The organism is Mesorhizobium sp. M0954 (genome assembly GCF_040319155.1).
In the GTDB taxonomy this organism is placed as follows: Bacteria; Pseudomonadota; Alphaproteobacteria; order Rhizobiales; family Rhizobiaceae; genus Mesorhizobium.
The window spans coordinates 1-25,894 of the sequence record NZ_JAMYNR010000019.1; the positions used below are offsets into that span (position 1 = coordinate 1).

Here is a 25,894-nt window from a genome sequence, read left to right on the forward strand (position 1 = left end):
CGGCAGGCATCTCGATCGTGCTCAGGGCCCTTGAAGCGCCAATCCGGCAGATCGCCGAGAATTCCGGCGTCGAAGGTTCGATCGTCGTCGGCAAGCTCGCCGAGGGCAAGGATCACAATCAGGGCTTCGATGCCCAGAACGAGGTCTATGTCGACATGATCAAGGCCGGCATCGTCGACCCGGCGAAGGTGGTACGGACGGCGCTGCAGGACGCGGGCTCCATTGCGGCGCTTCTGATCACGGCGGAAGCCATGATCACCGACGTTCCGGCGAAGGAAGCCGCTGCTTCGCCCGGCGGCATCGGCTATTGACCAGCCACTGCCGGAAACAAGCCTGAAAGACAGCCGCCGGGGTATCTTCCCCGGCGCGCACCATCGGCAAGGAGATCGATCAATGATCGCATTCGTCCCGAAGCCAAAGGCAGCGGCGAAAATCGAAGTGGCCGAGGAAAGCCGCTTCGATCGCATTCGCAGGCTTGCCGACAAGCACAGGAAAGCCAACGCCGGCATGATAGGCCGCGACCCGAAAAAGATCGCGGACAAGCGTCCCATGTGACGACTGCCAATGCTCGGCACCTCGCGCAAGCGCGGAACCTTCATCGCCCTTGTAGGCAGCGCCAAAATGGACGAATAGTCATAGCGGCGCGCCGCCGTGAAATTGCCGGCATGCGGTTTCTCAGTTGGCGGCATCGCCGCAGCCGGATCCTGGAATGGCCAGTCCTTTGGAACCACGCAAGAGAAGAGGTCCGATCGCCGCAAGGCTGCTGGCGGTGGATGCGTGGATTGATTCCTCGGTCTACGAAATCGGCTTCAGGGCGCGCCAGTTCTGGGAAGCGGCGACCATCTTCTCGCGGCGTTTCCGTGTCGACGGCTGGCGCCGCGGCCTGATCGAACTGTTGAGTGAAGGCTTTACGCTCGGTGCCGGCGGCATCGTCGTCCTTTTGGCGCTGGCCTTGCCGGCCTTCCAGATAACCGCCGGCGACTGGCGCACGCAAGGCGACTTCGCCGTCACCTTCCTCGACCGCTACGGCAACGAGATCGGCCAGCGCGGCATCATCCAGCGCGATTCGGTGCCGGTCGACGAGATGCCCGACCATGTCATCAAGGCGGTGCTGGCGACCGAAGACCGCCGTTTCTTCGACCATTATGGCATCGATGTGCTCGGCCTGTCGCGCGCCATATTCGAGAATGTGCGGGCAAATTCCGTCGTCCAGGGCGGCTCGAGCATCACCCAGCAGCTGGCCAAGAACCTGTTCCTGACCAATGAGCGGACATTCGAGCGCAAGATCAAGGAAGCCTTCCTGTCGCTGTGGCTCGAAGCCAATCTGTCGAAGAAGGAAATCCTGCAGCTTTACCTCGACCGCGCCTATATGGGCGGTGGCACCTTCGGCATCGAGGCGGCAGCCGATTTCTATTTCGGCAAGAGCGTCAAGGACCTGAACCTTGCCGAGGCGGCGATGCTGGCCGGCCTGTTCAAGGCGCCGACCAAATATGCGCCGCACATAAACCTGCCCGCCGCCCGGGCGCGGGCCAATGTGGTGCTGTCCAACCTGGTCGATTCCGGCTTCATGACCGAAGGCCAGGTGCTGCAGGCAAGATTACACCCGGCCGAAATCGTCGACCGCGGCGAGCAGAAGAGCCCCGACTACTACCTCGACTGGGCCTTCGACGAGGTCAAGAAGATCGCCGCCAAAGGCGGCCCGCACTCGCTTGTCGCCCACACCACCTTCGACGCCAACATCCAGAAGGCGGCCGAAGAATCGATGGAGTTCCACCTCCGCCAGTTCGGCAAGGAATACAACGTCACCGAGGGCGCCATCGTCGTCATCGAGACCAATGGCGCGGTCAGGGCGATCGTCGGCGGCCGCGACTACGGCGCCAGCCAGTTCAACCGCGCCACCAAGGCACTTCGCCAGACCGGCTCCTCGTTCAAGCCCTATGTCTATGCGACGGCGATGGAGCATGGCTTCACGCCGGATTCGGTGGTTTCCGGCGGACCCATCTCCTGGGGCAGCTGGTCGCCCCACAATTACAATGGCGGGTCGGCCGGCAACGTCACGCTGATCACGGCGATGGCCAAATCGATCAACACGGTGCCGGTGCGGCTGGCCAAGGATTATCTCGGCATCAAGCCGATCAAGGCCATGGCCGAGGCGATGGGCGTCGAGTCGCCGCTGGAATCGCACAAGACCATGGTGCTCGGCACGTCGGGCATGACCGTGATGGACCAGGCGACGGGTTACAGCGTATTTGCCCAGAACGGCCTTGCCGGAACCCGGCACGGCGTCAGCCAACTCTTCACCCGTACCGGCGAGGTGGTCTACGACTTCGCCAAGGATGCGCCGCCGCCGCATCGGGTGCTGTCGGAGCAGGCGCTCAAATACATGAACACCATGCTGGCGGCGGTGCCGGTGATCGGCACTGCCCGGCGCGCGGCCCTTCCAAACATCGTCGTCGCCGGCAAGACCGGCACGACCCAGTCCTACCGCGATGCCTGGTTTGTCGGCTTTACCGGCAACTACACGGCCGCCGTCTGGCTCGGCAATGACGACTTCACCGCGACCAACAAGATGACCGGCGGCACGCTGCCGGCCATGGTGTGGCAGCGGCTGATGGTCTATGCGCACCAGAATATCGACCTCAGACCGATTCCCGGCCTCGATCACCCCTTCGTCGATGCCGAAATTGCCGCCAAGGCCGAGGAAGCGGAAAAGAAGAACGCCGAACAGGCAGCTGCCGATGCCGCCGCCGAGCGTCCGCCGGTGCTGTCCAGCCGGACCACCCAGACCCTGAAGGAACTGACCAGGCTGTTCCAGGCGGCACCCGTGCTCGACGCGCCCGCTGCACCGGAAACCCTCTCGGCGCTGTGACGCCCAATTGCGCGGGGCCGCTTGCCACAAGGCCCTGCGCCGCGATATCCCCGAGCGGCAATCTTTCAGTCCCGGCCTTCGGTTCCCTGCCTCCTCATGCTCAAGAACGCCTTCCTGACACTGCTTTCGCTTGCCATCGCCGTCGTCGGCGGTGGCGGCAGCGTCTGGTATGCACTGAAGCTGCAGGATGGCGTCGGCGCCATCAGGATCGGCCAATGGACCGCCTTCCCCGATATCGGCACGCCGACGGCAGATCCCTATTCGAAGGCCCGCGTGGCTCGCGAAGGCGTGCTGGCGCTCGGACAGGCGGAAGGACTGTCCTTCATAGCCGAGCGCGATTCCGGCGGCGAACAGCTCCAGCGGCAATGTGCCTACAAGATCGCGGGCGGCTTTCCCACCGCCCGGTTCTGGACGCTTTATGCCGCCGACCAGTCGCTTGGCGTGGTCGAGACCGGCAAGCCGAGGCCGGCTGCGCTGCAGTCCTATCAAGTGCTGCGCCAGGCCGACAATGCGGTGGTCATTTCCGTCGGCAGCCGCCCAGCGCCCGGCAACTGGCTGCTGACCAGCGGCGCCGGCAAGATGTACTTGGTGCTTACGTTCTACGACACGCCGATCGCCAGCAGCACCGGTCTCTCGGACGTCACGCTGCCACAAATCCAGAAGGTCGGCTGCAATGCGTAGCCTGCTGCATGCCGTGCTGCTCGGCCTGCTCGGCGCCGGCATCGTGCACATCATCGTGCTGCTGCTCGTCCCCGAGTTCTCCGAACGCGACGCCTGGTCGCGATTGGCCATGGCTTCGGATCTCTACAAGATGACCAGGCTCGACGCGGAAGCCGGCGGCGCGCCGGTGGTGAAATCGGTCGATCCGCTGTTTTATGCGGCGGCATGCCGCTTCGATCTTGCCGAGGGGATGGTGCGGGTCAAGGCGCCGGGCAAGGTGCCGTTCTGGTCGATATCGGTCTATGACCGCGGCGGCCACAACATCTACTCGTTCAACGACCACAGCGCGACCGCAGGCATGCTCGACACCGTTGTGCTGACGCCGGCCCAGATGATCGAGGTCCGCAAGGATCTTCCCGAGGAACTGCAAGGGGCCATCTTCGTCGAGGCGCCGATAGAGGAAGGCGTATTCGTCATCCGTTCGTTCGTGCCCGACGACAGCTGGAAGCCGATCGTCTCGCGGTTTCTCGAACAGAGTTCCTGCGAACTGCAGGATTTTTAAGCCGGTTCCGATGCTCAGTGATGCGGTACCGGCAATGTTCCCGAAGGTCCCGGCTTGTCAGGGCCGGCCGGCCGCGTTTCGCCGGTCTGCGGCCGCTGTTCGTAGCGGACCCCGGGAAAGATGATCACTGCCGCCGGCGCGGTTTGTTGTGCTCGATTGGTTGCCGCCGTTCGCGGCACGAAAGACAGTACCATGCCCATGGTTCGCGTATTCCTCTCGGTTGCCCCGGAGCACAACGCAACGCCTCCATAGTCGATTAAGAAGGCAGTAGGTTAACGGAGCGCTAACGGATCGCCGCTAAATTGATCTTTGTTCTTGGGAAACGCGAAACCGGTACAGCCCGGCAGAGCGCTGTCCAGATCGTGTCGAGTGTCGGGCGTATCCTTCGTGTCAGCTTCGGATTTCAGGCAAATCGCAGCAGGAGCTGAATCGGGAAAGGCCGAAAGGCTGTTTCGCGCCGCGGTATCGGCGTTCTGCTCGCTCACCCGGCCTTCGCGCCGGGAAATCGCGCAGCTCGAAGACCTGACGCTGCCGCTGTTCGAGAATGTCTCGGTCGAATCGCGCCGCTACGTCGCGGCAGCCCTTTCCGAATGCGAATATGCACCCGCCGCGCTGGTGCGGCGGCTTTGCCAGGAGCGGGTCGACATCGCCGCTCCGCTGCTCATCCGCTCGCGCGCCCTCAGCGACGTCGACCTGATCGCGCTGATCGGACGTCACGGCCTGCCGCATGCCCGTGCCATTGCCCGCCGCAAGGATCTCAATCAGACGATCGCGGATCTCATCAAAGTGCTCGAAAGGCCGACGCTGGTGCGGTCGCAGCAGCAGCCGGAAACAACCGCCAAAGCCGCGTCCGAAAACGCCGAAGTGGTTGCGGGCGAGGTCAACAGGCAAGAGGCTTCCGATGCCGCTGAAACTGTACGCCGCCGGTTGCGATCCATGATGCGAGCCGAGAGCGGCGCTTCCATCAGTCCGTTCGTCGAGCCACAAACCTATGTCAATCTGCGCGAGACCGCGCTGACCGGCAATGCGGCATTCTTCCAGACAGCGCTCGCCGATGCGCTCGAAGTCGATTTTTCAACGGCGCGGACGCTCACCGCGAGCCACAATTACACACCGCTGCTGGCCGCCTTGCGGGCGCTCGACCTCAGCGAAGACAAGGCGTTCCTGATCACGGCCGCCATCTATCCGACCGAGTTTCCGCACCCGCAGGCGATCCGCATCTTCCTCGACCGCTACCGCCTGCTGCACCGCGACGCGGCGTTGGACAGGCTCCGCGGCTGGAAGGCCGAGACCGTGTCGAAAATCGTTCGCAAGCCTGGGCGCGTCGCCGCAAATGCCGACCTGCGCAAGCCGAACAGCGCCGATATGACCGCCACCCCAAAGGCGCGTCGCGTCTGAAGCGCTTGCCGTTAAGACGCCTTGACCGAGATAAGCTCCTCGACGGGAATGGCGCCCGCCTCGATCTCGACCACCCAGATATCCGGATCGAATCTCTTCTCGCGCTCCAGCCGCGCGTCGAAGATGGCGGCATCGTCGCCTTCGCCAAGCAGGCTGAAAAAACGGTCGTCCGGCCTGGCTGAATCGTAACTCGTCTGCGGCGCCGGCCCGAACAGCGCCATCTCCCCTTGCCTGCCCCGCGCCAGCACGAAAACCGCGCCGGCTTCCGTCGCGCCGCGCTTGACCACGGCGGCAAAGCCGCCGGCGCTGAAAACCCGGCGCAACAGCGCCGACACCCACAGATCGGTGGTTACCCGCATGGAGTATTCCTGGACATGCGGCGGTCCTTACAGCATTGGCCGGAAAACCGTAACCGGTCTTTGCCGAGCGACCGGCGAGCGGCCGTCACGACCCTCAGTTGGTCAGGCCGATCTCGCGCATCTTGACGTAGACGATCTCGTCGGGCTCGCCGGTCTCGGGCAGGCCGAACAGCGCCTGGAATTCCTTGATCGCGGCCTTGGTGCGCGCGCCGACGACGCCATCCAATTGCATGTCGTCATTGCCGAACGCTTTCAGTCCGGCCTGGATCTTGACGATGCGGGGATCCGGCGCCGTCGCATTTGCCGGTGCGGACACCGGAATGGCGGCCGGAGCAGCGGCCGTTTCGACCGGCCGCGGCACCGGATGCGGTACCACTGCCGCGGTCTTTGGCGTGGCGCCCAGTTGATCCAGCAGGACGCTGTCGATCTCGCCGGAGGCATTCAATCCGACCTTCTGCTGATAGGCCTGGATGGCCTTGCGCGTATTCGGTCCGGGAATGCCGTCAACCGTGCCGGAATAGAAATCGAGATCCTTCAATATACCCTGGACCTGTTCGACGACCGGGTCGCTCTTGATCGGCGCAGCGGCCGGTCGCACGATATTGATGGTGGTTTCGGGCTCGTCGCTGTCCGCCCGGGGAAAGCGCTCGATGCTCCTGGTGACGAAAAACGCGCCGGCATGCGGAAAGGGCTGGTACCAAAGCGCGTTCGCCGAGACGTAGAACAGCGTCACCAGGAACGCGGTCGAGCCGCCGACCACAATAGGATTGCGCGAGATCAGGCTGCCCAGCGCCATCGCTCCGTGCTCGAAGGCATTGCCGCGGCGTTTGACCGCCTTAGGCTGTTTTGCGGAGCGAACCATTGCTCTCCCCTTTGCCACCGTCCGCTCTGGCTTTGGCTGCGGACATCGGCACCACGCCGGTTTTCTCCGCCGAGCGGCCCGTCGGGCCGTTCACGGGAAGGCTGATCGTCACCGTGGTGCCCTCGCCAGGCATGCTTTCGATCGACATGGTGCCCTCGTGCAGCGCCACCAGCCCCTTCACCAGCGAAAGCCCGAGGCCTGTGCCTTCGAAACGGCGGGTATAGTCGTTCTGGATCTGCATGAACGGCTTGCCGAGATTGGCGAAATCTTCCTCGGCGATGCCGATGCCGGTGTCCCGGACCCAGAAATGCAGCCGCGAGCCGATGCGCTTGGCGCCGATGACGACATTGCCGCCTTCGGGCGTGAACTTGATCGCGTTGGAGACGAGATTGATCAGGATCTGCTGCACGGCGCGACGGTCGGCATTTATTTCGCCTGCGTCCGGCGCGATCTGGGCCTGCAGATCGATAGCCTTTGCCTCGGCTTGCAGGCGCATCATCGATTGGCACATCTCGACCGCTTCGCGGAAGCGGAACGGTTCCGGTTCGGTCGCGTAAGCGCCCGATTCGATCCGCGATACGTCGAGTATCGAGGTGACGACGGCAAGCAGGTGCTGGCCCGAATCCCTGACCAAGCCGACATATTCCTTCTGGCGAGGATCCTTGAAGCTGCCGAACATCTCGTGCAGCAACATGTCGGAAAAACCGATGATGGCATTGAGCGGGGTGCGCAACTCATGGCTGACGACGGCAAGGAAGCGTCCTTTCGCCACCTCGGCGGAGGCAGCCGCCTCATTGGCAGCGGCAAGCTCCTGGCGCAGTCCGGCCAGTTCGTCGTTCTCGCGCAGAAGAAGCGTGAAGACAGTCTCCTGCGCCGGCGCGCGCATCATCTCGAGCGAGAACGGCCGGTAATTGTCGGCCGTCACGCCGCTGCTCTGCGGCAGCCGGACGCGAAGGTCGAGCCGGCGCGACAGGGCGCCATCGCGCATATCGGCCAGCGCACTGAGATACGGGACGCGGTCGGACAGATGGATGCGATCGAAAAGTCCGGTGCCGAAAAGCAGCTCCGGCGGCAGCCTCAGCATAGTGCGTGCCTTAGCCGAGACGTCCAGAACCTCACCATGCGCAGCGATTCGCAGCACGACGGCGTCGATGAGGTCTTCGAGCCGGTGGCTGCCGGCCGGATCGAGCTGTGCGTTGGCGGCGCCGCGAAGCGGAGCGATACGCGGAATGAGCGTGAGTGCCCAGGCCAGTGGTACCAGCCAGTGCCATGCGGCGATTTCGGTCTGGTGGTCGAGCGGCAAGACGGAACCGGCTAAAGGCTGCAGCAAGACTGCGACAAAGGCCGATATGGCGCCCCAGATCACGGCACGGCGCGACTGGCCGATCCACCACGCTTCAAACGGCAGCGCTACCGCGAGCAAGGCAACCGGCGAGGCCACACCGCCGGCGGCAGCGATAAGGGCACCGAGGGCAACGCTGCCGACGACCAAGGCGAGTCGGCCGGCCAGGGCCATCTTGCCCGATGCAGCCACCAGCAGGGCGGCGAACCAGCAAAGGCCGAACGCCGCAAAGATCGCAGCCACAGTCACGGCCGCGCCCATTCCCGACGTCACCAGCGTCACCGCTGCACCCGCGCTGAAGAAAGGCGCCGCCAGCATGACGCCAATGAACCGGCTGTGGCGGCGACGATCGCTCTGGCCGAGCACGGACGGATGAACCATCCGTTCGCAACCGGCGGCTATCGCGCCCGGCAACTCGGCGTATCTGGCCTTGATCGCACTCAACTCAACGCACCCGGTCGTGAACGGCCCTGCTTTGCAGGCGGCTTTTGTCGATCCGAAACTCGCATCCAGCGTTTAAGGAATGGATAAGGCTGGGCTGATCGTCCCCCGGCAGGCTGCAAATATCGGGATACCGGCGGGGAAAAACCGGGGCAATTGCCGCCATAGTAAACGGAGCGTTATCCGCACGCCCGCGCCTGACGTTGCGGCCGATGGCATCAACCTGTCGCCGATTAAGAAAATGATCATGAAAAACAAACGGTTGGATGGTTATCATTTGCTGAATGAAATCTGAACCATTCGAGGCAAATGAACTTCAAACCGCTTCGTTTCGAATCTGCCTAAAATTTGAGGAAAACTGTTGCTTTCGGGACAAGCCGTCCTTTGCGCGTCTGTGTCAGTATCGCGGTACAGGTCGTGCGGTTCGGAGGCATGACCGTCATAAAGGACAGACAGATGGGCTTTCTGATAAGAGCTGCTTTCTGGTTTTCGCTGGTGCTTCTGGCGCTGCCGCTGGGTGTCGGCGCCGATGATGCGGGCCGCGAAAGCGTCGGACCGCTCCAGGCGCTGTTTGCGGCGCGCGAAGCCGTCGGCGATATCGCCGGCATCTGCGAGCGCAAGCCGGACGTGTGCGAGACCGGCAAATCGGCAATGCACACCATCACCGCCCGGGCCCGGGAGACCGCCAAGATCGCGGCTGCCATGCTGGACGACAAGGCCGCTGAACCCGATACAGTGGCGACTACCGGCAGCGTGCCGGGGGAAATCGTCTTGCCGGCGAAAGTCGATCTGCCGGCGAAACTGCACTTGCCGGCGAAGAACTGAGACTGTTTCGGCCGAATTCATCGCCAGACCGCAAGGCTCCCCATGCCCGGCGCCTGCGGCGTTTCTCCTCTTTTTCCGTGACGTGGCAGCGCCGGATGACTATATCCGGGGGCATGACGACGACGATCCAGACCATCCGCGACGACTTTTCCCTGCTCGACGAGTGGGAAGACCGCTATCGCTATGTGATTGAACTGGGTGAAGCGCTGCCGCCGTTTCCGGATGAGCAACGCATACCGGCAAACAAGGTGCCCGGCTGCGTCAGCCAGGTCTGGTTGACCACCGAACAGGGCGGGGGTGCCGACCCCGTTATCACCTTCAAGGGCGATTCCGACGCCCATATCGTGCGCGGCCTGGTCGCCATCATGCTGGCGCTGTTTTCGGGACGGCCGGCCAGCGAAATCCAGAGGACCGACGCCGAGGCAACGCTAAAGGCACTCGGGCTTGACGAGCACCTGTCGCCGCAGCGCGCCAATGGCCTTCGCTCGATGGTCAAGCGCATCAAGCGTGACGCCGAGGCAGCGCTGAAGCAGACCGCCTGACGCACGGCAGGTGCCGGCGGCATGAAGAACTGGCGGCCCAAGCTTGGTCTCCCCCCAATGCGAAAACGGCGCCCGCAGGCGCCGTTTGAGTATCAAACCGGAAGAGCCCCTTGTCAGCGTCCCTTGCGCTTGCGGCCGAGACCCATCTTCTTGGCGAGCTGCGAACGGGCGGCCGCGTAATTGGGCGCAACCATCGGATAGCTCGGGTCCAGGTTCCACTTTTCGCGATACTGGTCGGGCGTCAGATCATAGTGGGTCATCAAGTGACGCTTGAGCGACTTGAACTTCTTGCCGTCTTCGAGACAGATGATGTAGTCGTCATGCACCGACCGCTTCGGATTTACCGCCGGCTTCTGCTTGTCGGCAGGCGGCTGCTCGGCGGCCCCGCCGACGCGCCCGAGAGCGGCGTGGACATCGGCGATAAGGTTCGGCAGTTCGCCGACCGGTACGGGATTGTTGCTGACATAGGCGGCCACCACGTCGGCGGTGAGCTCGATCAGCGCGTCACTGTTTCTGGAAGGTGTTTCGGTAATATCCATGGCGTTCATGTCCCAACGAGAATTGTTTCTGTCTACGCCCTATTTTTGGCAAGCAGGGCATCGCGCGAACTTGTGCAGGAAAAAGCCTCCGCGATTCGCGTCGCGGCATCTTAATGAGCCTGAGCGCCAAGTAAGTCAATTCGCGTCTTGCGGTCTATTCAGCGATACAAGTCAAATATTCCTCATTCAGCTTCACTCTTTCGTGCAAAGTGTAACTTTGCCGTTTTTTCTGGTCAGACCAGCATCGACTGACGCGGCGGCAAGCAGCAATTACACAAACGGCAGCAGGTAAATAGAGTTCGATGCTTGACCCTGCCGGCGGCATTACAGCCAGGGTGATCGGCGGATTCAGTAAAATCATAGGTTGCGAAGCGTTGCTGTTGCTCGCGAGCCGTCGCCGGAGCGGTGCGCTGTGTCATTGAAATGGGGTAATGTATTTCCGTAGACCCAGCCATCTCGGCCACTTGCAAAGCCGCGAAGGCAGTTGCATGAGATTGACCGGCACTGGCGGGGTCATCGCAGCGACGGCGAGAACCGCGGCAGTCCGAGAAGAAATATTCGTTATCCGCTCCTCCAGCCCGTCCTCTCGAGCCACCACGACGATAGATCATAGCCCTTGAACCCGCGCTGCTCGGCGTGTTCATTCGCCATTCAAGTAGCTTCCACAGCGAGACGCAATGACCAGAACCCCAGTGTTTCCGACCGCCACGCCGCCGCAGCCGGAGAAGCGGCCGATCTTCGACACGCATCACGGCATAACGCGGACGGACGATTATGCCTGGCTGAGGGCCGCCAATTGGCAAGAGATGTTCAGGGATCCGTCCCTGCTCGACGGCCAAATCCGCGCCCACCTCGAAGCCGAGAATGCTTACCAGGCGGCGCTGATGGCCGATACCGTCCAACTGCAGAAGCAGCTTTTCGCGGAAATGAAGGGACGCATCAAGGAAGACGATTCTTCCGTGCCGATGAAGGACGGACCTTACGCCTACGGCTCCTCCTTCAAGCTTGGCGGCCAGCAGCCGCGTTATTTCCGCACGGCGCGTGACGGCGGCGACAAGCAGATATTGCTCGACGGCGATGCCGAGGCCGAGGGCAAGCCCTATTTCCGCCTGGGCGGCGTCGATCATTCGCACGACCACAGCAAGCTGCTCTGGGCCTTCGACGACAAGGGTTCCGAATTCTACACGCTGCGCGTCCGCGATCTGGCCGGCGGCAACGATCTGGCGGACAGGGTCCCGGACACCGGCGGTGGCGGTGTGTGGGATGCCGGCAATGACGGTTTTTTCTACACCCGCCTCGACCCCAACCACCGTCCTTCCAAAGTGCTGTTCCATGCGCTTGGCGACGGTCCTGAAAACGACCGGCTGATCTACGAGGAGACCGATCCCGGCTTTTTTATGGATGTCGGCGGCACGCGCTCCAACGAGTGGATCATGATCGGCATCAACGATCATGAGACCTCGGAATACCGCATCATGAGCGCCAACGATCCGTTCGCAGAGCCGAAGCTGGTTGCGGCGCGCCAGACCGGCCTGCAGTACGAACTCGAGGAAGGCGGCGACATCTTCTTCATCCTCACCAATGCCGACGGCGCCAAGGACTTCAAGATCATGACGGCGCCGGCCCACGATCCGGTGCGCGCCAACTGGCAGGAACTGGTGCCGCACGAAGCGGGCCGGCTGATCCTTTCGGTGATCGGCTTCAAGGACCACATGGTCCGGCTCGAGCGCAAGGAAGGCCTACCGCGCATCGTCGTGCGCGACCGCAAGAGCGGCGAGGAGCACCTGATCTCCTTCGACGAGGAAGCCTTCTCGCTCGGCCTGTCCGGCTCCTACGAATACGATACCGAGATCATGCGCTTTTCCTATTCGTCGATGACGACCCCGGCGCAGGTCTTCGATTACAACATGCGCACCCGCGAGCGGGTGCTGCTCAAGACCCAGGAAGTGCCGTCCGGCCACGACCCGGAGCACTACGTCACGCGCCGGCTGATGGCGCCTGCCGCCGACGGCGAACTGGTGCCGATCTCGCTCCTCCATCACCGCGACACACCGCTCGACGGGTCCGCCCCTTGCCTGCTTTACGGCTACGGCTCGTATGGCATCACCGTGCCGGCCGCGTTCAACACCAATCTGTTTTCGCTGGTCGACCGCGGCTTTGTCTACGCGATAGCCCATGTTCGCGGCGGCAAGGACAAGGGCTATGGCTGGTACGACGACGGCAAGCGGGTGAACAAGATGAACACGTTCACCGATTTTGTCGCTGCCGCCCACCACCTCGTCGCCGAACGCTATACGCAGCATGACCGCATCGTTGCGCAAGGCGGTTCGGCCGGCGGCATGCTGATGGGCGCGGTCGCCAACATGGCGCCGCAATGCTTCGGCGGAATCGTCGCCGAGGTTCCCTTCGTCGACGTGCTCTCCACCATGCTCGACGCCAGCTTGCCGCTGACGCCGCCGGAATGGCCGGAATGGGGCAATCCGATCGCGTCGGCGGAGGATTACCGGACCATCGCCGCCTACTCGCCCTACGACAATGTCGCCGCACTCGACTATCCGCCGATCCTGGCACTGGCCGGCCTGACCGACCCGCGCGTCACCTATTGGGAGCCGGCCAAATGGGTGGCGCGGCTGCGCGACCGCAAGACGGGTGAAAATCCGGTGCTGTTCAAGATCAACCTGGATTCAGGCCATGCCGGCGCCTCCGGCCGGTTTTCAAGACTGGAGGAAATCGCCTTCACCTACGCCTTCGCGCTCAAGGTGACAGGCAAGGCCGAGCTTGCGGCGTGAACATCGGCGGATGAGCGGTCATTGCCTTCCGTTCCGCGACGTGGCTTCATTGGCGGTGAGAGTTGCGGAGCCCACCAATGATCGATCTCGCCACGTTGATAGCTTATGTCGCGGTTGTGCTTGGCTTTGTCTTCATCCCGGGTCCGGCCACCCTTCTGACCGTGGCGCGGGCTACTAGTTCCGGAACCAGGGTTGGCATCGCGACCGGCGCGGGGATCGCGGCCGGCGACGTGGTTCACACCTTCATGGCGATCGTCGGCATTTCGGCGATCATTGCCACGTCGGCGGCGCTTTTCAGCATCGTGAAGTACATCGGCGCAGCCTACCTCATTTATCTCGGCATTCGCGCGATCATCGAGAAAACGCCGGCCTATCCGGCCGCCGGCGCACTCGCGATCCCCGCTGCCAAAGCATTTCGGCAGGCTGTTTTGACCGAGGTTCTCAATCCCAAGACCGCGCTTTTCTTCCTCGCATTTCTTCCGCAGTTCGTGCGGCCTGAAAACGGATCGGTGATGCTTCAACTGGCGATATTGGGCGTCATCTTTGTTCTGTTGGGCCTCGCCAGCACGGTGGTTTTCGCCGTGGGTGCGGGCGGCCTCGGTGCATTCCTGCGCCGAAACCCGACGGTGCTGAGATGGCAAGGCAAGGCTGTCGGCGGCATCTATTGCGCCTTGGGCATCCGGCTGGCGCTGCAACAGCGCTAGGGTCTCGACAAGCGACGCCGTATGAGGCTTCGGATACTAGGCAGGCACAGTTGATTTTCCGCTCGCAATTGCAAGGGCCGCGCGCTACCCAGTGCGCGGCCTTTTCACGGTCGCCGCCAACACTCAATCACGCAGGGATCTGCCATGTTGCTCGTCGATGTCTATCTCGACAAATCGCCCATCCAGGGCATCGGCGTCTTTGCCAAGAACCACATTGCCCGCGGCACGCTGGTCTGGAAGCTCGACCCTAAATACGACCGGCGCATCGAGGTGGAGACCTATGAGCGGGAAACCGGGCCGGTCAAAGCCTATCTCGACCGCTACGCCTATCCGGACCGGCGCGACCCGAACTACATCGTCTTCGAGGCCGACGATGCGCGCTACATGAACCATGCCGACGACCCGAATTGCGACGTCTCGCAACCGGAGGAGACCTATGCCTTGCGCGACATTGCGCCCGGCGAGGAAATGACCTGCGACTACAATCACTTCTTCGAAACCGGCTTCGACTTTCTCGGCGACCGCTGACGCAACAGCTGTCAGCTCGCCGGCTTCTTGCGCGCCGGATAGCCGTTGGGATGCGGCGGCACGGCTTTCAGGTAGGCGGCGATCGCCGAGCGGTCCTCCGAGGTCAGCACGGCCATGTTCCGCTGCACGTCGACCATAGCGCCGCCGACCGTATCGAAATCCGGCGTAACGCCGGTTTCGAGATAGTTGGCGATGTCGGCTTCGGACCAGTCGGCGATGCCGCCCTCGCCCGACGTGATGTTCGGCACGATGCCGCTGCCTTCGGCGGCGGCCGCACCTGCCAGCCATTGGCTCTTGCTGGTGCCGCCGGCAAGATCCCGCGGCGTGTGGCATTCGCCGCAATGGCCGGGGCCTTCGACCAGATAGCGGCCTGTCAACACCGGATCCGGTGTGCCGTCGGGAAAGGAAACGACCGGCTGGTCACTCAAATAGAGCAGCTTCCACAAGCCAAGACCGCGTCGGACGTTGAAGGGAAATGCCAGCGAATTGGCGGGCGCCTTGCCGGCGACCGCGGGTAACGTCTTCAGGAATGCATAGAGATCGGCAATGTCGGCCGGCTTCATGCGCGCGTAGGAAGCATAGGGAAATGCCGGATAGAGATGCTCGCCCGACGGCGACACGCCCTTCAGCATGGCGTTGGCAAGATCCTCGACCGACCAGGCGCCGATGCCGTCCCTGGTATCCTGCGATATGTTCGGCGGCACGAAGCTGCCGAACGGCGTCTTGAGCTCAAGGCCGCCGACCAGCCGAAGGCGGGCGTCGCCTTGCGAGCCGGGCTTGGCATGACAGGATGTGCAGCCGCCGGCGTAGAAGATGCGCTTGCCCCTGGCGGCGTCGCCGGGACCAAGCTCAGCCAGCGTTGCGGCATCGAGCCTGACCGGAGCCGACAGCAACCAGCCGGCAATCGCGGCCGCGCCGCCCAGAACGAGGGCGGCGCCGACAAATTTCTTCAGCAAGCGCATTGCCCGCTATCAGCCTTTTTTTACCCGGTAGTTTTGATGGCAGTTGCCGCAGCCGCCGCCAATGGTGTTGAACTGCGCCTTCAACGCGTCGGCATCCGCAGGTGCTGCGGCGACCGCCGCCTTGACGTCGGCGAGGTACTTGCCTTCAGCCGTCTTGAAGCCGGCCATGTCCTGCCAGATTTTTGGGGACGCCGTGGTGTCGCCGGTGTCGCTGCCGGCCGGGAAAAGCGTGTCGACGCCGGCATGGAATTTCTCGGCATTGACCTGCAGTGCCTGCAACGCCGTCAGCACCGAAGCTGCGTCGTAGGGCGTCTCGCCCTTGACCACTTTCGACAAGCCGGCGGCGATCTTGCCACGTTCCTTCATCAGGGCCTGCCGGTCGGCTACCGGGTCGGCAAATGCCGCCGAACCAGCGAAGGCGAGCATCGAGATGGCGAGGATAAGCTTTCTCATTCACTTGGCTCCATGTTGAAGGCAGTTCAGGATGCGGTCCCACCCCGATGACAAACGGCAAGGATGGCTTAAAAATTCCGACGCTTCGCCTCACGCTTGCGTGAAATTTTTGCAGCTGTCGTTCTGATGCTGAAAAAGAAAAGCCCCGGTTCTGCCGGGGCTTTTCTGGAACGGATCAGGCCTTTTCGTAGAGCTCGAGCACATAGTCCCAGTTGATGAGACTGTCGACGAAGGCTTCGAGATATTTCGGCCGGGCGTTGCGATAATCGATGTAATAGGAATGTTCCCAGACATCGACGCCGAGGATCGGCGTCGCGCCATGGACGAGCGGGTTCTCGCCATTCGGCGTCTTCGAGATCGCCAGCTTGCCGTCCTTGACCGAGACCCAGGCCCAGCCCGAACCGAACTGGGTGGTGCCGGCGGCGATGAAGTCGGCCTTGAACTTGTCATAGCCACCAAGATCGCTGTCGACCGCCTTTTGCAATGCGCCCGGCAGCTTGTTGCCACCGCCGCCCTTCTTCATCCATTTCCAGAAATGGATGTGATTGTAGTGCTGGGCGGCATTGTTGAAGAGGCCCGCATTCTTGCCGAAGGACTGTTTGACGGCCTCTTCGACCGACAAATCGCCCATGCCCGCCTCGGCGGCCAGCTTGTTGCCGTTGTCGACATAGGCCTTGTGGTGCTTGTCGTGATGATATTCCAGCGTTTCCTTGGACATATAAGGCTGCAAAGCCTCGTAATCATAGGGCAAGGCGGGCAATTCAAAAGCCATCGGTCGTACTCCCTCGTGGAAAAATCCGGTGTCGATACCGGACTAACATAGGACTGGATTGGTCTGGAACAACTCCGGAAACGAAGCGCCGGCCGCTTTTTAGCGGGTCAGCCGGGCGAAGTCGAATGCGCCCATTCCCAATAGAGTTCGCGCGCCTTCTTGGCCACCGGTCCGGGCTGCAGATTGCGATCCTCGATACGGGTGACCGGCACGACTTTCGAGTGGTTTCCGGTCGAGAAGATTTCGTCCGCCTCCAGGAAGTCGCGGATCGACAGCGTCTTTTCTGTCGTCGTGAACCCGTATTCGCCAAGCAGGGCCATGGTGCGCGCGCGGGTGATGCCGGAAAGGAAGGTGCCGTTCGGCGCCGGCGTCAGGACATGGCCGTCCTTGACCAGAAAAATATTCGACGTGCCGGTCTCGGCGACATTGCCCAGCATGTCGAGCACGAGCGCATTGTCGAAGCCGCGCATCTTGGCTTCGAGGATGGCCCGGCCGTTGTTGGGATAAAGGCAGCCGGCCTTGGCATTGGTCGGCATGGTTTCGATGGTCGGGCGCCGGAACGGCGACACCGTCACCGAAAAACCCGCCGGCGAGATCATCGGCGATTCATAGAGGCAAAGGCAAAAACGCGTCGAGGCCGGGTCGGCCGGCACGCCCATATAGCCGCCATGCTCGGCCCAATACATCGGCCTGATGTAGACCGCCGTCTTGCCGTCGAACTTCTTCAGCCCGTCCCAGGTCAGCCCGACGATCCTGTCGGTGCTCATCGTCGGCTTCAGGCCGAGCGCGATCGCCGAGGCATTTACCCGCGCTGCATGGCGATCGAGATCGGGAGCGACGCCCTCGAACCAGCGGGCGCCGTCGAACACGCTGGTGCCGAGCCACATGGCGTGGCTGCGCGGCCCGAGAATGGCAACATTGCCCTCGTACCAGTCGCCGTCGACGAAGGTCCATGTCGCGGATTGCGCCGCAGTCGCCAGTGTCATTGCCAGGTTCCGTTCGATGCTTGTTGCGGCGCATTGGAAGATGCTTTGGCGGCCGCCGTCAACCGGCTTGGCTGAGATTTGTTGAGGCCAGCGGGCTGGCGGACTGCAATCAGCGCTTGCGCCTTGCCTTACGCGGCCTCAAAACTGTCGAATGCAGTTCGCGGCTTACGTTTTCGACGCCTATGGCACGCTGTTCGACGTGCATGCGGCCGTGCGCCGTCACGCCGACCAGATCGGGCCGGACGGCCAGTTGCTGTCCGATATCTGGCGCGCCAAGCAGCTGGAATATTCCTGGGTCAGGACGCTGATGGGGGCCTACGCCGATTTCTGGCAGCTCACCGAGCAGGCGCTCGACTTCGCCCTGCGCAAGGTTCCATCCGCGGATGCCGGGCTGAGGGCGAAGCTGCTCGAGGCTTATTGGCGGCTGGACTGCTATCCGGAGGTGCCGGCCGTGCTCAAGGCGCTCAAGGCATCGGGAGCAAGGCTGGCGATCCTGTCCAACGGTTCGCCTGAGATGCTGGAAGCGGCCGTCAAATCCGCCGCGCTCGACCAGGTCCTGGACGACGTCTTTTCCGTCGACAGCGTCAGGCGCTTCAAGACCGATCCGTCGGTCTACGACATGGTCACCACGGGCTGGCGCCTCTATCCGGGCGCTGTCTCTTTCCAGTCATCCAACCGCTGGGACGTCGCCGGCGCCACCAAATTCGGCTTCAGGACGGTGTGGATCAACCGCGCCAATCAGCCAGAGGAATACCGGGATTTTCCACCGGCCCTGATCCTGCCGTCCCTTGAAGGTCTGGTCGCCGGGGGGTGACACCGGAAATGTTGCGTCGGCGCAACAGTGACGATCCAGTCACAGCTTTGCCTTTGTTTGTCCACCCTGCGGCCAGAATTGGAACCGCCTATCGCGCCGGGCATTGCTCGGACAACCGCGCGCAACCGGGCGCATTCATGCTTTGTTGCGATTTGAGACTTAAAAAAGGCAATCATGTTCACACCCCAATCGTCCTCTCTGCGCCTTAGCCGTCGCGGTTTCCTCAACGCAGCAGCCCTTGGCGCCGCCTCGGTCGCGGTCTCCAGTTGCACCACGCTGTCGCAACAACCGGTCGAGCCGCCGCCGCCGACCTATGTCGAGCCGGCGCTCGGCGACTATGTGACGATGTATGGGCCGATGTCGGATGGCGGCTTCGAGCTGCCGGCCATACCGGTCGACAAGATCGACCCGCAGTTCCTGCGCCAGATCGTTGACGATCCGACCGGGCAGCAGCCGGGCACCATCGTCGTCGACACCACCAATCACTTCCTCTATCTGGTGCGCCCGGGCGGCCAGGCGATCCGCTACGGTGTCGGCCTCGGCCGCGCCGGCTTCGAATGGTCGGGCGATGCGGTGGTCCAATGGAAGCAGAAATGGCCGAAATGGACGCCGCCGGACGACATGATAGCGCGGCAGCCGGAGTTGAGACCCTACAGCGCCGAGAATGGCGGCATGCCCGGTGGGCTCAAGAACCCGCTTGGCGCGCGGGCGCTCTATCTCTTCCAGGGCAACCAGGACACGCTCTACCGCTTGCACGGTTCGCCGGAATGGCGGTCGATCGGCAAGTCGGTGTCGTCGGGCTGTGTTCGCCTGATGAACCAGGACATTATCGATCTCTACGACCGAGTGCCGAACAAGACCCCGGTCGTGGTGACGGCCGACATCGGCCAGCCGATGGTGGCCACAGCAAACCGCAAAGCCATCCCGATCGACGCCGGCGTGCCGGAAGGGTCGATCCTGCTCGGCCCGGTCAAGGCGATCACAGACTCGATCTTCTGAGCTGACGGAAGCGCGGAGGCGGGATTGCTCACGGCTCCTGCTGGTTTTGCCGAGCGTCGGCTTGCCCGTTCCGGTGCCCGCCTTTGGATTTGACGCTTTCGTTGAGCAGCGGATTTTGCCGCGCCGTGTGCAGACGCCGCCGGTGACAGCTCATGAGCCAGAGCGGACATTTCGCGCTCAGAAGGGATTATCACGGTGACCGGGGATACCCCTCCTGTCATCCTGACCGTATTTGTGCTGGATGCCCTCTCACAGGTGCGATGCCGTGGCAGGTTTTTGTAGACCTTGGCGAGAAGGAATGATCCAAAATGTAACCCTGGCCATGCCAATTGCTTCAACGATCGATGCAATCCACTCAGAGCAGGTTGATCGCAATTTGCACGTTGCCGCGCGTCGCTTTCGAGTACGGACAAATGTCGTGCGCCTCGTCGATCAGGGCTCGTGCGGTATTGTACTCCACGCCAGGCAGGCTGACGTTGAGCCGAGTGCTGAGAGAGTAGCCGTCGTCCCCGAGATTCAGATCAACCTCGGCATCGATTCTCACTCCGGCCGGCAGCGTAATTTTTTGTTCGTGAGCCACAGACGCAACCGCGCTTGCGAAGCTGGCCGACCAGCCGGCTGCAAGCAGTTGCTCCGGGTTGGTGCCGATGCGCGCCGATCCGGGTATGGAAAGCCTGATGTCCAGAAGGCCATCAGAGCTGCGCGAGGCGCCATTCTCGCGGCCACCTGTGGTTGCGGTCCTGGCCGTGTAAACAACCCTTGCGATCGGGTTCATAGGCATTCTTTTGGTGGTTGTCGTACCTGCCGGAGGGGCGGCGCCGCGAACTCGATCACGCGTCGACCTCGACAACGGCGTCGGCAAAGGCCTGTGGTGCTTCCTGAGGTAGGTTGTGTCCAATGCCGCCCATGACTACCCGGTGGCTATATCTGCCTGAAAACATCTTGGCGTAAGCGCTGGCGTCCGGATGCGGCGCGCCATTGGCGTCGCCCTCGAGCGTCATCGTGGGCACGGAGATGACGGGTGCCTGAGCAAGCCGCTGCTCCAGTGAATCATATTGCGCCTCGCCTTCTGCCAGGCCGAGCCGCCAGCGATAATTGTGGATGACGATCGCGACGTGATCCGGATTGTCGAAGGCCGCAGCACTCCGCTCGAACGTGGGCTCATCGAAATTCCATTGCGGCGAGGCGAGCTGCCAAATCAGCCTGGCGAAATCGCGCGTATATTTCTCGTAGCCGATACGGCCGCGATCGGTAGCGAAGTAATATTGGTACCACCATTGCAGCTCGGCCTTCGGCGGCAGCGGCAGTTTGCCGGCTTGCTGGTTGCCGATGAGATAGCCGCTCACCGAGACCATCGCCTTGCAGCGTTCCGGCCACAGGACGGCGATGATGTTCGCCGTCCGAGCGCCCCAGTCGCAGCCGGCAATCGTCGCCTTCTCGATACCCAGCGCATCCATCAGCGCGACGATGTCGGCAGCGATGGCCGACTGCTGACCATTGCGCATCGTCTCGTCCGACAGGAACCGCGTCGTGCCGTATCCGCGCAGGTAGGGCACGATCACGCGGCGGCCTTTCGCCGCCAGAATGGGCGCAACGTCGACATATGTGTGGATGTCGTAAGGCCAGCCATGGAGAAGGATAACGGGCGGACCGTCGGCAGGGCCGGCCTCTGCATAGCCGACATTAAGGACACCGGCATCGATCTGCCTGGGTTCGCCGAACGAGTTCTTTGCCGTGTGCATCGCAGACGCCGTCGTCTGGTCGACTCCAATGGGCGCCGCCTTCGCTGTCGCGGTCATGCCGAGTTCGGCAAGCGTCATGCCCATTGCGGCTGCACCGATCAGGCGACGGCGGCGCTCATCGATTTTGTCGCAAACACTGATCGTGTTCATAGTGATGTCTCTTTGTGATGAGGCAATGTGCTTTGTTCCTGCGTAGTCACGAGACGAGCTGCTGGCCGCCGTCGAGGTCGTATGTCGCGCCCGTCAGCGCCGTGTTGCTCATGATGTGAACGGCGAGCGCGGCGACATCAGCCGGTCCGACGACACGTCGGATTGGCAGCGTCGCGCGCAGTTCATCGCGCCGCTTGTCGAGGTTGTCGCCGAGCAGCGACGCCGACAGTGGCGTGTCGACGAAGCCTGCGGCGATCAGGTTGACGCGTATCGGCGCGAGCTCGAGCGCGAGATTGGCGATGAGCGCGGGGAACGCGACGGTAACCGTCGAGACGATCGCGAGGCCTGGTTTTGGGCGGCGTGCGCCCGTGCCGCCCATGAATATCAGTGAGCCGGCCGACCCGACCTTGCCAGCGGCGCTGCGTGCCACATTGAGCGCGAGCAATAGGTGGTCCGTGAGATCGTGTCGTGCCTCCTCGGGAGGAATTTCGAGGGGTGAGCGATAATGGGGAGCGCCGGCAGTAACCATCACATGGTCGATCAAGTCCGGCAGATCTTGAAAGAACGACTTCAGCTGGGTCGCATCGTTGGCGTCGAAGGCGGCGGTGCCCTCAGCGCTAATCTCGCGCGCTGCTTGATCGAGGCGGTCGCGATTGCGTCCGGTGAGGATGACGCGGGCGCCTTCGGCGCGGGCACGCCGGGCGGTCTCCAGACCGATGCCGGCGCTACCGCCGATGACGACGACGGTCTGGCCAAGAAGTTCAGGTTCGCGCTGAGTGGGGATGGCTGCGGTACTCATGATTTCCTCCGATAAAGGCCGTCAGGTCGCCACGATCTCCGCAGGCCGCGGACGAATACGGCGCCAGTGTGCCGCCGTCTGGAAGCTCGTCCTACTGCGGCAGTTCCTCGCCAGACTGCTCGGCCACTATGTATTCGGCGTACCAGTCCGGCCAGTTCTCGTCACGCTGGCCGCCGGTCCGCTTCTCGTGCTCTCCGTGGGCGACCGACGCGCGCCGCATTGCGGCGGCCAGGTCGCCCTCGGAGGCGAAGCTCGTCGCCTTCGAGTCGATCCGGCCCGGAAACCGGGTGGTGATCTCCTGGAGCAGCCAGCCGTTCCCGTCGGGATCGCTGAACGTTGCAAAGGAGACGTAGCTGCGTCCCTCCGGGTCCCGACCATTGACAGCAGGCTGTCCCGGACCGGCACGGTGGAACACTTCGCTCACATCTGCACCGTGAGCGATGAGCTCGGCGCGCGCCGCTACGATGTCGGACACGATGAGATAGAGACCCTGTGTCGACCCCGGCGCGGCCGAGGTGACAGCCTTGCCGAAGTGGATCGAGCCAGGCGAGCCCGGAGGCGTGAACTGCACAACCCGGAACATGTCGCCGACCGCGAAGTCGGCATCGAGCCGCCAGCCGAGGCCCTCGTAGAACTGCTTGGAGCGGTCGACGTCTGCGACCGGAATAACGACAACCTCGAACTTCAGGTCGACGGGACGTGCGCTTGCGGTGTCGGAGGTCTTTTCGCCCTGACGGGCCGTTGCGATGTCTGACATGGTCGTTTTCTTTCCAGTTGGGTGGGACCTGGTCCTGCCCGATCGTTGCCACGTAATGACCGAGCCTGTTCTGGATCTCTCTGCTGCATGTCGGCCAGAGCCAAGTTCTCTTCGACGTATTTTGACGCGTCGAGCGCACGGAAACGGTCCGCCGGAGTGCAGAGTGAGATGCGCACGGTTGGCCATTCCCTCGCGTGTGAGATCGATCATCACCTACGCCTCGGCGGCCGAGGTCTGCACGGCAGAAATCGAGTCGATGATTTGGTCTGTCGTGACAATCGCGCTGGCGTAGTTCGGCATGTTGATGTCGAGAGCCGCGTGCATCTCCTCATCCGAGTAGTCTGCCGTCGCGTCCCTCACCATGGTTACGTCGTAGCCGAGCTCGGCGGCGAAGCGAACGGTCGCTTCGACGCAGGTGTGTGCGATCAGTCCGATGACAATGAGTTTCTGGATTCCGTGCCTTTTCAGCTGCAGATCCAGATCCGTATTGGCGAACCCACTGGAACACCAATGTTCGGTCGCGACAGTTTCGCCTGGCTTGGGCTCGAACTCGGACCGAATCTCGCCGCCCCAGGTGCCGTATTCAAAGCTCTTGCTCTTCCATGCTCTCTTCTGGACGGGCGCGACGTAAGTCCATGTCTCATAGTCGCCCGGACGGTATCGATGATGCATTGCATAGAAGACGCGAAGCTTAGCTTGACGCGCGGCATTCAGGACTTGCAGCATGTGAGGCACGCAGCCGTTCGCCTCTGCGACAGCCCGGATGCGGGGCCATATCTTGCCCCCATCGGAAATGAAGTCGTTGTACGGATCGATCACCAGAAGTGCGGTGACCTCCCGGTCATGTGCGTGCCTCGTCATTGTGCCTCCTCCATGGAGCGGCTACATCACAAGAAAGATGCTGCCGCTCAGTTCCTGAGCGCGGCTCGTTCGATGCTGGCCGCAAAAAGCGGCGTCTCGCCCTTGTTGTGAGCGATCGACATGGGCTGGCGCTGTGACCGAAGCACCTCGAACGGGATGCCCTGGCGCTCGAAGAAGGCCATGAATTCCTTCGTGGCCCAGGACCGGACGTGGTTGGTAAACTCACATCGGCGACTGTCGATAGCCTTGACGCTCAGCTCCCAACGCACATGGATCGTGGTGCGGCCCGTAGGCGTGAAGAGGTCTGAAACCGACTCCAGGATGAGGTGATCCTTGCGGCCAAGCGTCTCGACATAGTGTTGCACCATCAGGCTGCCGCCGATGATCTCGACATTGATCGACATGCGCTTGCCATCCGGCGCCGTCGTGAAACCCGCCGCTATGTGGGCAGGCGAACACCCCTGATATTCATATTCGGACAGCGCGAAGCACCAGTTGGGAATGTCGATCTTCTCGATCGGCGCGTTGATGATAGCCGTAAAGCTTGAATCGACGATTTCATGGTCCTCGACGGGGGCTGCCATCTTCGTGATGGGTTCGTGCGATGCGGAAGAGTGCGCGATTGCTGACATGGCGTTCTCCTTTGTCCCGGGTTCAATCGGGTTGCCTTGGACAGTCGAGCAGGTGTGACTGCAAGCGGAACCCTGTGAGGGGTTCAGATTTGCTGGCGCAGCGGACGAAATGCCGTCCGGAGTTCGGCGGTGAAGGCCGCGGGCTGCTCCCAGGCTGCGAAATGGCCGCCCTTGGGGAGCCGGTTGTAATGGATAAGCTTCGGATACGCCTTTTCAGCCCAGGTCTGCGGCGCCTGGTAGATCTCGTCCGGGAAGGCGCTCACAGCGACCGGGATCTTGATGCCCCTGGGGTCGAAGAAGCCTCCCGTCGGGTGGTGCGCGTTGTCCCAGTAAAGACGCGCCGAGGAGATCGCCGTGTTGGTCAGCCAGTACATCGTGACATTGTCCAGGATATCGTCCTTCGTCAGCCCTTCCGGCTGCCCGTCGAAGACGCGTGCGATCAGCTCGTAGCTGCGGATGTCGTGGTCGAGCATCCAGGCTGCGAGACCAACCGGCGAGTCGACGATGCCGTAGAGCGTCTGCGGGCGATTGTTCATCTCGATCGCGTAGCCCAGCCCGTTCTTGTAGAAATCGTCGAGCTGGTCCCAGGCGCGCTTCTCGTCGGGCGAGAGGCCGGCGGGCGCCCGGCCGCCGGCGGCAAGCGCCTTCGAGATGTCGGCGGGCACGGTGGCAGCCATGTTGGTGTGGATGCCAAGCAAGCCCGGAGGCTCTTGCAGCGCCATCGTCTCCGACACGGCGTTGCCCCAGTCGCCGCCCTGCGCGACGTATCTCGTGTAACCGAGGCGTTGCATCAGCATCGCCCACGCTTTGGCGATGCGGACAGGTGTCCATCCCGGTGCGGTCGGCTTGCCTGAGAAGCCGTAACCAGGCAGCGAGGGGATCACCACATGAAATGCGTCCGCTTCGCTCCCGCCGTTGGCGGTTGGATTGGTGAGCGGCTCGATGACCTTCAACTGCTCGATGATCGAGCCAGGCCAGCCATGCGTGATAATTACCGGCAATGCATTCTCATGCCTGGAGCGGACATGGATGAAGTGGATGTCCAGCCCGTCGATCTCGGTGATGAACTGCGGCAGGGCATGGAGCCGGGTCTCCATCTTGCGCCAGTCGTAATCCGTCGCCCAGTACTTCGCGAGCTTCTGCATTGTGGCGAGCTGCACGCCCTGGGTGTCGTCAGCCACATTCTCCTGGTCCGGCCAGCGGGTCGCGGCGACGCGTCGGCTAAGCTCGTCGATTTCCTCCTGAGGAAAGCTGACCTTGAAGGGCCGGATCGCATCGCCCGCGGCTGCGGCGACCGATGGGAGCAGGCTGGCAGTACCTACGGCGGCAATGCCCATTGCGGCCGTGCTCAAAACCAGGCGGCGGTCCTGATCGATTAGTTCGGGAGTCTTGGTCGTATTCATGGGTCTCTCCTGGGGGGTGCTCGGTGCTGCCGAAAACTTACGCCCGCAGGACGAGAATCGCCCGTTATGTGTTGTGAGCCCCCTGTTAGTGGCTGTCAGCGCTGGTGGCTCCGGGCAGCGGGGTCCTGCCACCGTTCGCCTATG

30 protein-coding genes are annotated in these 25,894 nt (G+C 62.6%); 14 read left to right on the forward strand and 16 right to left on the reverse strand.

Translation table 11 applies throughout. From position 1 onward, the window contains the following. The 5 genes from NKH93_RS23295 to NKH93_RS23315 form a co-directional block, all read left to right on the forward strand. The coding region (locus NKH93_RS23295) for a TCP-1/cpn60 chaperonin family protein (RefSeq protein WP_352972243.1) at positions 1-311 on the forward strand (311 nt) is incomplete at its 5' end. An 82-nt stretch (positions 312-393) separates the two neighbouring features. Next, positions 394-555: a hypothetical protein gene (locus NKH93_RS23300; RefSeq protein ID WP_352501782.1), complete on the forward strand. Its 162-nt coding sequence runs from the start codon at positions 394-396 to the stop codon at positions 553-555. A 154-nt stretch (positions 556-709) separates the two neighbouring features. Further along, entirely contained in the window at positions 710-2,869 is a 2,160-nt protein-coding gene (locus tag NKH93_RS23305; protein WP_352471002.1) for a transglycosylase domain-containing protein, read from the forward strand. 96 nt (positions 2,870-2,965) lie between these two features. Further along, positions 2,966-3,550, forward strand: a complete 585-nt coding sequence (locus tag NKH93_RS23310; protein ID WP_352972247.1) for a DUF1214 domain-containing protein — start codon at positions 2,966-2,968, stop codon at positions 3,548-3,550. Next, positions 3,543-4,091: a DUF1254 domain-containing protein gene (locus NKH93_RS23315; protein WP_352471000.1), complete on the forward strand. Its 549-nt coding sequence runs from the start codon at positions 3,543-3,545 to the stop codon at positions 4,089-4,091. The genes NKH93_RS23310 and NKH93_RS23315 overlap by 8 nt, the downstream gene beginning before the upstream one ends. Positions 4,092-4,105: 14 nt before the next feature. Here NKH93_RS23315 and NKH93_RS23320 read toward each other — a convergent pair whose 3' ends face one another. Beyond that, entirely contained in the window at positions 4,106-4,291 is a 186-nt protein-coding gene (locus NKH93_RS23320) for a hypothetical protein (RefSeq protein ID WP_352540743.1), read from the reverse strand. Positions 4,292-4,478: 187 nt separating this feature from the next. Between NKH93_RS23320 and NKH93_RS23325 the strand changes: the two genes are divergently transcribed. Then, complete coding sequence (locus NKH93_RS23325) at positions 4,479-5,489, forward strand: DUF2336 domain-containing protein (protein ID WP_352770653.1); 1,011 nt, start codon at positions 4,479-4,481, stop codon at positions 5,487-5,489. 11 nt (positions 5,490-5,500) lie between these two features. On the opposite strand, the gene NKH93_RS23330 is transcribed toward NKH93_RS23325, so the two are convergent. From NKH93_RS23330 to NKH93_RS23340, 3 genes are all read right to left on the reverse strand, one after another. Further along, positions 5,501-5,848 (reverse strand): DUF1491 family protein, encoded by a 348-nt coding sequence (locus NKH93_RS23330; RefSeq protein WP_352449052.1) that lies wholly within the window; start codon positions 5,846-5,848, stop codon positions 5,501-5,503. Positions 5,849-5,942: 94 nt separating this feature from the next. Further along, positions 5,943-6,710 carry a peptidoglycan-binding domain-containing protein gene (locus NKH93_RS23335; RefSeq protein ID WP_352972249.1) on the reverse strand — a complete coding sequence of 256 codons (768 nt, stop codon included), beginning with the start codon at positions 6,708-6,710 and terminating at the stop codon, positions 5,943-5,945. Then, positions 6,685-8,433: a sensor histidine kinase gene (locus NKH93_RS23340; protein ID WP_352972352.1), complete on the reverse strand. Its 1,749-nt coding sequence runs from the start codon at positions 8,431-8,433 to the stop codon at positions 6,685-6,687. Before NKH93_RS23340 ends, NKH93_RS23335 begins: the two co-directional genes overlap by 26 nt. Before the next feature lie 142 nt (positions 8,434-8,575). Between NKH93_RS23340 and NKH93_RS23345 the strand changes: the two genes are divergently transcribed. The 3 genes from NKH93_RS23345 (at position 8,576) to NKH93_RS23355 (ending at position 9,860) form a co-directional block, all read left to right on the forward strand. Continuing rightward, the gene (locus NKH93_RS23345) at positions 8,576-8,788 is read left to right on the forward strand and encodes a hypothetical protein (RefSeq protein ID WP_352972251.1); all 213 of its coding nucleotides are present in this window, start codon (positions 8,576-8,578) and stop codon (positions 8,786-8,788) included. Between the two features lie 161 nt (positions 8,789-8,949). Beyond that, entirely contained in the window at positions 8,950-9,318 is a 369-nt protein-coding gene (locus NKH93_RS23350) for a DUF5330 domain-containing protein (protein ID WP_352972355.1), read from the forward strand. Positions 9,319-9,431: 113 nt separating this feature from the next. Next, positions 9,432-9,860 carry a SufE family protein gene (locus NKH93_RS23355; RefSeq protein WP_352471107.1) on the forward strand — a complete coding sequence of 143 codons (429 nt, stop codon included), beginning with the start codon at positions 9,432-9,434 and terminating at the stop codon, positions 9,858-9,860. Positions 9,861-9,973: 113 nt separating this feature from the next. Here the strand turns inward: NKH93_RS23355 and NKH93_RS23360 are convergent, their stop codons facing one another. Then, positions 9,974-10,399: a Ros/MucR family transcriptional regulator gene (locus tag NKH93_RS23360; protein WP_023677844.1), complete on the reverse strand. Its 426-nt coding sequence runs from the start codon at positions 10,397-10,399 to the stop codon at positions 9,974-9,976. Between the two features lie 677 nt (positions 10,400-11,076). On the opposite strand from NKH93_RS23360, the gene NKH93_RS23365 reads away from it, so the two are divergent. From NKH93_RS23365 to NKH93_RS23375, 3 genes are all read left to right on the forward strand, one after another. Beyond that, entirely contained in the window at positions 11,077-13,188 is a 2,112-nt protein-coding gene (locus tag NKH93_RS23365) for a S9 family peptidase (protein ID WP_352871569.1), read from the forward strand. Positions 13,189-13,265: 77 nt separating this feature from the next. Continuing rightward, positions 13,266-13,892 (forward strand): LysE family translocator, encoded by a 627-nt coding sequence (locus NKH93_RS23370; RefSeq protein WP_352871571.1) that lies wholly within the window; start codon positions 13,266-13,268, stop codon positions 13,890-13,892. Between the two features lie 144 nt (positions 13,893-14,036). After that, positions 14,037-14,420: an SET domain-containing protein gene (locus NKH93_RS23375; RefSeq protein ID WP_352683839.1), complete on the forward strand. Its 384-nt coding sequence runs from the start codon at positions 14,037-14,039 to the stop codon at positions 14,418-14,420. Positions 14,421-14,431: 11 nt separating this feature from the next. On the opposite strand, the gene NKH93_RS23380 is transcribed toward NKH93_RS23375, so the two are convergent. The 4 genes from NKH93_RS23380 to NKH93_RS23395 form a co-directional block, all read right to left on the reverse strand. Next, positions 14,432-15,382 carry a cytochrome c gene (locus NKH93_RS23380; protein WP_352922932.1) on the reverse strand — a complete coding sequence of 317 codons (951 nt, stop codon included), beginning with the start codon at positions 15,380-15,382 and terminating at the stop codon, positions 14,432-14,434. Between the two features lie 9 nt (positions 15,383-15,391). After that, complete coding sequence (locus NKH93_RS23385) at positions 15,392-15,835, reverse strand: c-type cytochrome (protein WP_352449059.1); 444 nt, start codon at positions 15,833-15,835, stop codon at positions 15,392-15,394. A 175-nt stretch (positions 15,836-16,010) separates the two neighbouring features. Beyond that, entirely contained in the window at positions 16,011-16,607 is a 597-nt protein-coding gene (locus NKH93_RS23390; RefSeq protein ID WP_023677850.1) for a superoxide dismutase, read from the reverse strand. A 107-nt stretch (positions 16,608-16,714) separates the two neighbouring features. Next, the gene (locus NKH93_RS23395) at positions 16,715-17,593 is read right to left on the reverse strand and encodes a branched-chain amino acid aminotransferase (protein ID WP_352470990.1); all 879 of its coding nucleotides are present in this window, start codon (positions 17,591-17,593) and stop codon (positions 16,715-16,717) included. A gap of 151 nt (positions 17,594-17,744) precedes the next feature. On the opposite strand from NKH93_RS23395, the gene NKH93_RS23400 reads away from it, so the two are divergent. Together NKH93_RS23400 and NKH93_RS23405 are read left to right on the forward strand one after the other, a co-directional pair. After that, positions 17,745-18,407 carry a haloacid dehalogenase type II gene (locus tag NKH93_RS23400; protein WP_352827015.1) on the forward strand — a complete coding sequence of 221 codons (663 nt, stop codon included), beginning with the start codon at positions 17,745-17,747 and terminating at the stop codon, positions 18,405-18,407. 174 nt (positions 18,408-18,581) lie between these two features. Next, positions 18,582-19,406: a L,D-transpeptidase gene (locus tag NKH93_RS23405; RefSeq protein ID WP_352922934.1), complete on the forward strand. Its 825-nt coding sequence runs from the start codon at positions 18,582-18,584 to the stop codon at positions 19,404-19,406. A gap of 355 nt (positions 19,407-19,761) precedes the next feature. Here NKH93_RS23405 and NKH93_RS23410 read toward each other — a convergent pair whose 3' ends face one another. From NKH93_RS23410 to NKH93_RS23440, 7 genes are all read right to left on the reverse strand, one after another. Beyond that, positions 19,762-20,181: an Ohr family peroxiredoxin gene (locus NKH93_RS23410; protein ID WP_352743187.1), complete on the reverse strand. Its 420-nt coding sequence runs from the start codon at positions 20,179-20,181 to the stop codon at positions 19,762-19,764. 55 nt (positions 20,182-20,236) lie between these two features. After that, positions 20,237-21,298, reverse strand: coding sequence for an alpha/beta fold hydrolase (locus NKH93_RS23415; protein WP_352922936.1), 1,062 nt, complete (start codon positions 21,296-21,298; stop codon positions 20,237-20,239). Between the two features lie 46 nt (positions 21,299-21,344). After that, on the reverse strand, positions 21,345-22,097 hold the full coding sequence (locus NKH93_RS23420; RefSeq protein ID WP_352922938.1) for an SDR family oxidoreductase: 753 nt from the start codon (positions 22,095-22,097) through the stop codon (positions 21,345-21,347). A 91-nt stretch (positions 22,098-22,188) separates the two neighbouring features. Continuing rightward, on the reverse strand, positions 22,189-22,845 hold the full coding sequence (locus tag NKH93_RS23425; RefSeq protein WP_502896488.1) for a VOC family protein: 657 nt from the start codon (positions 22,843-22,845) through the stop codon (positions 22,189-22,191). Between the two features lie 222 nt (positions 22,846-23,067). Beyond that, positions 23,068-23,715, reverse strand: coding sequence for a cysteine hydrolase family protein (locus tag NKH93_RS23430; protein ID WP_352501766.1), 648 nt, complete (start codon positions 23,713-23,715; stop codon positions 23,068-23,070). Positions 23,716-23,762: 47 nt separating this feature from the next. Beyond that, positions 23,763-24,299 carry a hypothetical protein gene (locus NKH93_RS23435; protein WP_352922961.1) on the reverse strand — a complete coding sequence of 179 codons (537 nt, stop codon included), beginning with the start codon at positions 24,297-24,299 and terminating at the stop codon, positions 23,763-23,765. Between the two features lie 131 nt (positions 24,300-24,430). After that, entirely contained in the window at positions 24,431-25,750 is a 1,320-nt protein-coding gene (locus tag NKH93_RS23440) for an epoxide hydrolase family protein (protein ID WP_502896483.1), read from the reverse strand. Positions 25,751-25,894: the final 144 nt, after the last annotated feature.

What these genes read in the sequence shown, in the direction of transcription:
- NKH93_RS23370 (WP_352871571.1), top strand. Translation starts at nt 13,266, where the DNA reads ATGATCGATCTCGCCACGTTGATAGCTTATGTCGCGGTTGTGCTTGGC.
- NKH93_RS23385 (WP_352449059.1), bottom strand. Translation starts at nt 15,835, where the DNA reads ATGAGAAAGCTTATCCTCGCCATCTCGATGCTCGCCTTCGCTGGTTCG.
- NKH93_RS23345 (WP_352972251.1), top strand. Translation starts at nt 8,576, where the DNA reads ATGGATAAGGCTGGGCTGATCGTCCCCCGGCAGGCTGCAAATATCGGG.
- NKH93_RS23405 (WP_352922934.1), top strand. Translation starts at nt 18,582, where the DNA reads ATGTTCACACCCCAATCGTCCTCTCTGCGCCTTAGCCGTCGCGGTTTC.
- NKH93_RS23300 (WP_352501782.1), top strand. Translation starts at nt 394, where the DNA reads ATGATCGCATTCGTCCCGAAGCCAAAGGCAGCGGCGAAAATCGAAGTG.
- NKH93_RS23390 (WP_023677850.1), bottom strand. Translation starts at nt 16,607, where the DNA reads ATGGCTTTTGAATTGCCCGCCTTGCCCTATGATTACGAGGCTTTGCAG.
- NKH93_RS23315 (WP_352471000.1), top strand. Translation starts at nt 3,543, where the DNA reads ATGCGTAGCCTGCTGCATGCCGTGCTGCTCGGCCTGCTCGGCGCCGGC.
- NKH93_RS23440 (WP_502896483.1), bottom strand. Translation starts at nt 25,750, where the DNA reads ATGAATACGACCAAGACTCCCGAACTAATCGATCAGGACCGCCGCCTG.
- NKH93_RS23350 (WP_352972355.1), top strand. Translation starts at nt 8,950, where the DNA reads ATGGGCTTTCTGATAAGAGCTGCTTTCTGGTTTTCGCTGGTGCTTCTG.
- NKH93_RS23400 (WP_352827015.1), top strand. Translation starts at nt 17,745, where the DNA reads ATGCAGTTCGCGGCTTACGTTTTCGACGCCTATGGCACGCTGTTCGAC.
- NKH93_RS23430 (WP_352501766.1), bottom strand. Translation starts at nt 23,715, where the DNA reads ATGACGAGGCACGCACATGACCGGGAGGTCACCGCACTTCTGGTGATC.
- NKH93_RS23435 (WP_352922961.1), bottom strand. Translation starts at nt 24,299, where the DNA reads ATGGCAGCCCCCGTCGAGGACCATGAAATCGTCGATTCAAGCTTTACG.
- NKH93_RS23310 (WP_352972247.1), top strand. Translation starts at nt 2,966, where the DNA reads ATGCTCAAGAACGCCTTCCTGACACTGCTTTCGCTTGCCATCGCCGTC.
- NKH93_RS23380 (WP_352922932.1), bottom strand. Translation starts at nt 15,382, where the DNA reads ATGCGCTTGCTGAAGAAATTTGTCGGCGCCGCCCTCGTTCTGGGCGGC.
- NKH93_RS23395 (WP_352470990.1), bottom strand. Translation starts at nt 17,593, where the DNA reads ATGACACTGGCGACTGCGGCGCAATCCGCGACATGGACCTTCGTCGAC.
- NKH93_RS23365 (WP_352871569.1), top strand. Translation starts at nt 11,077, where the DNA reads ATGACCAGAACCCCAGTGTTTCCGACCGCCACGCCGCCGCAGCCGGAG.
- NKH93_RS23320 (WP_352540743.1), bottom strand. Translation starts at nt 4,291, where the DNA reads ATGGGCATGGTACTGTCTTTCGTGCCGCGAACGGCGGCAACCAATCGA.
- NKH93_RS23375 (WP_352683839.1), top strand. Translation starts at nt 14,037, where the DNA reads ATGTTGCTCGTCGATGTCTATCTCGACAAATCGCCCATCCAGGGCATC.
- NKH93_RS23410 (WP_352743187.1), bottom strand. Translation starts at nt 20,181, where the DNA reads ATGAACCCGATCGCAAGGGTTGTTTACACGGCCAGGACCGCAACCACA.
- NKH93_RS23330 (WP_352449052.1), bottom strand. Translation starts at nt 5,848, where the DNA reads ATGCGGGTAACCACCGATCTGTGGGTGTCGGCGCTGTTGCGCCGGGTT.
- NKH93_RS23305 (WP_352471002.1), top strand. Translation starts at nt 710, where the DNA reads ATGGCCAGTCCTTTGGAACCACGCAAGAGAAGAGGTCCGATCGCCGCA.
- NKH93_RS23360 (WP_023677844.1), bottom strand. Translation starts at nt 10,399, where the DNA reads ATGGATATTACCGAAACACCTTCCAGAAACAGTGACGCGCTGATCGAG.
- NKH93_RS23420 (WP_352922938.1), bottom strand. Translation starts at nt 22,097, where the DNA reads ATGAGTACCGCAGCCATCCCCACTCAGCGCGAACCTGAACTTCTTGGC.
- NKH93_RS23340 (WP_352972352.1), bottom strand. Translation starts at nt 8,433, where the DNA reads ATGGTTCATCCGTCCGTGCTCGGCCAGAGCGATCGTCGCCGCCACAGC.
- NKH93_RS23415 (WP_352922936.1), bottom strand. Translation starts at nt 21,298, where the DNA reads ATGAACACGATCAGTGTTTGCGACAAAATCGATGAGCGCCGCCGTCGC.
- NKH93_RS23335 (WP_352972249.1), bottom strand. Translation starts at nt 6,710, where the DNA reads ATGGTTCGCTCCGCAAAACAGCCTAAGGCGGTCAAACGCCGCGGCAAT.
- NKH93_RS23355 (WP_352471107.1), top strand. Translation starts at nt 9,432, where the DNA reads ATGACGACGACGATCCAGACCATCCGCGACGACTTTTCCCTGCTCGAC.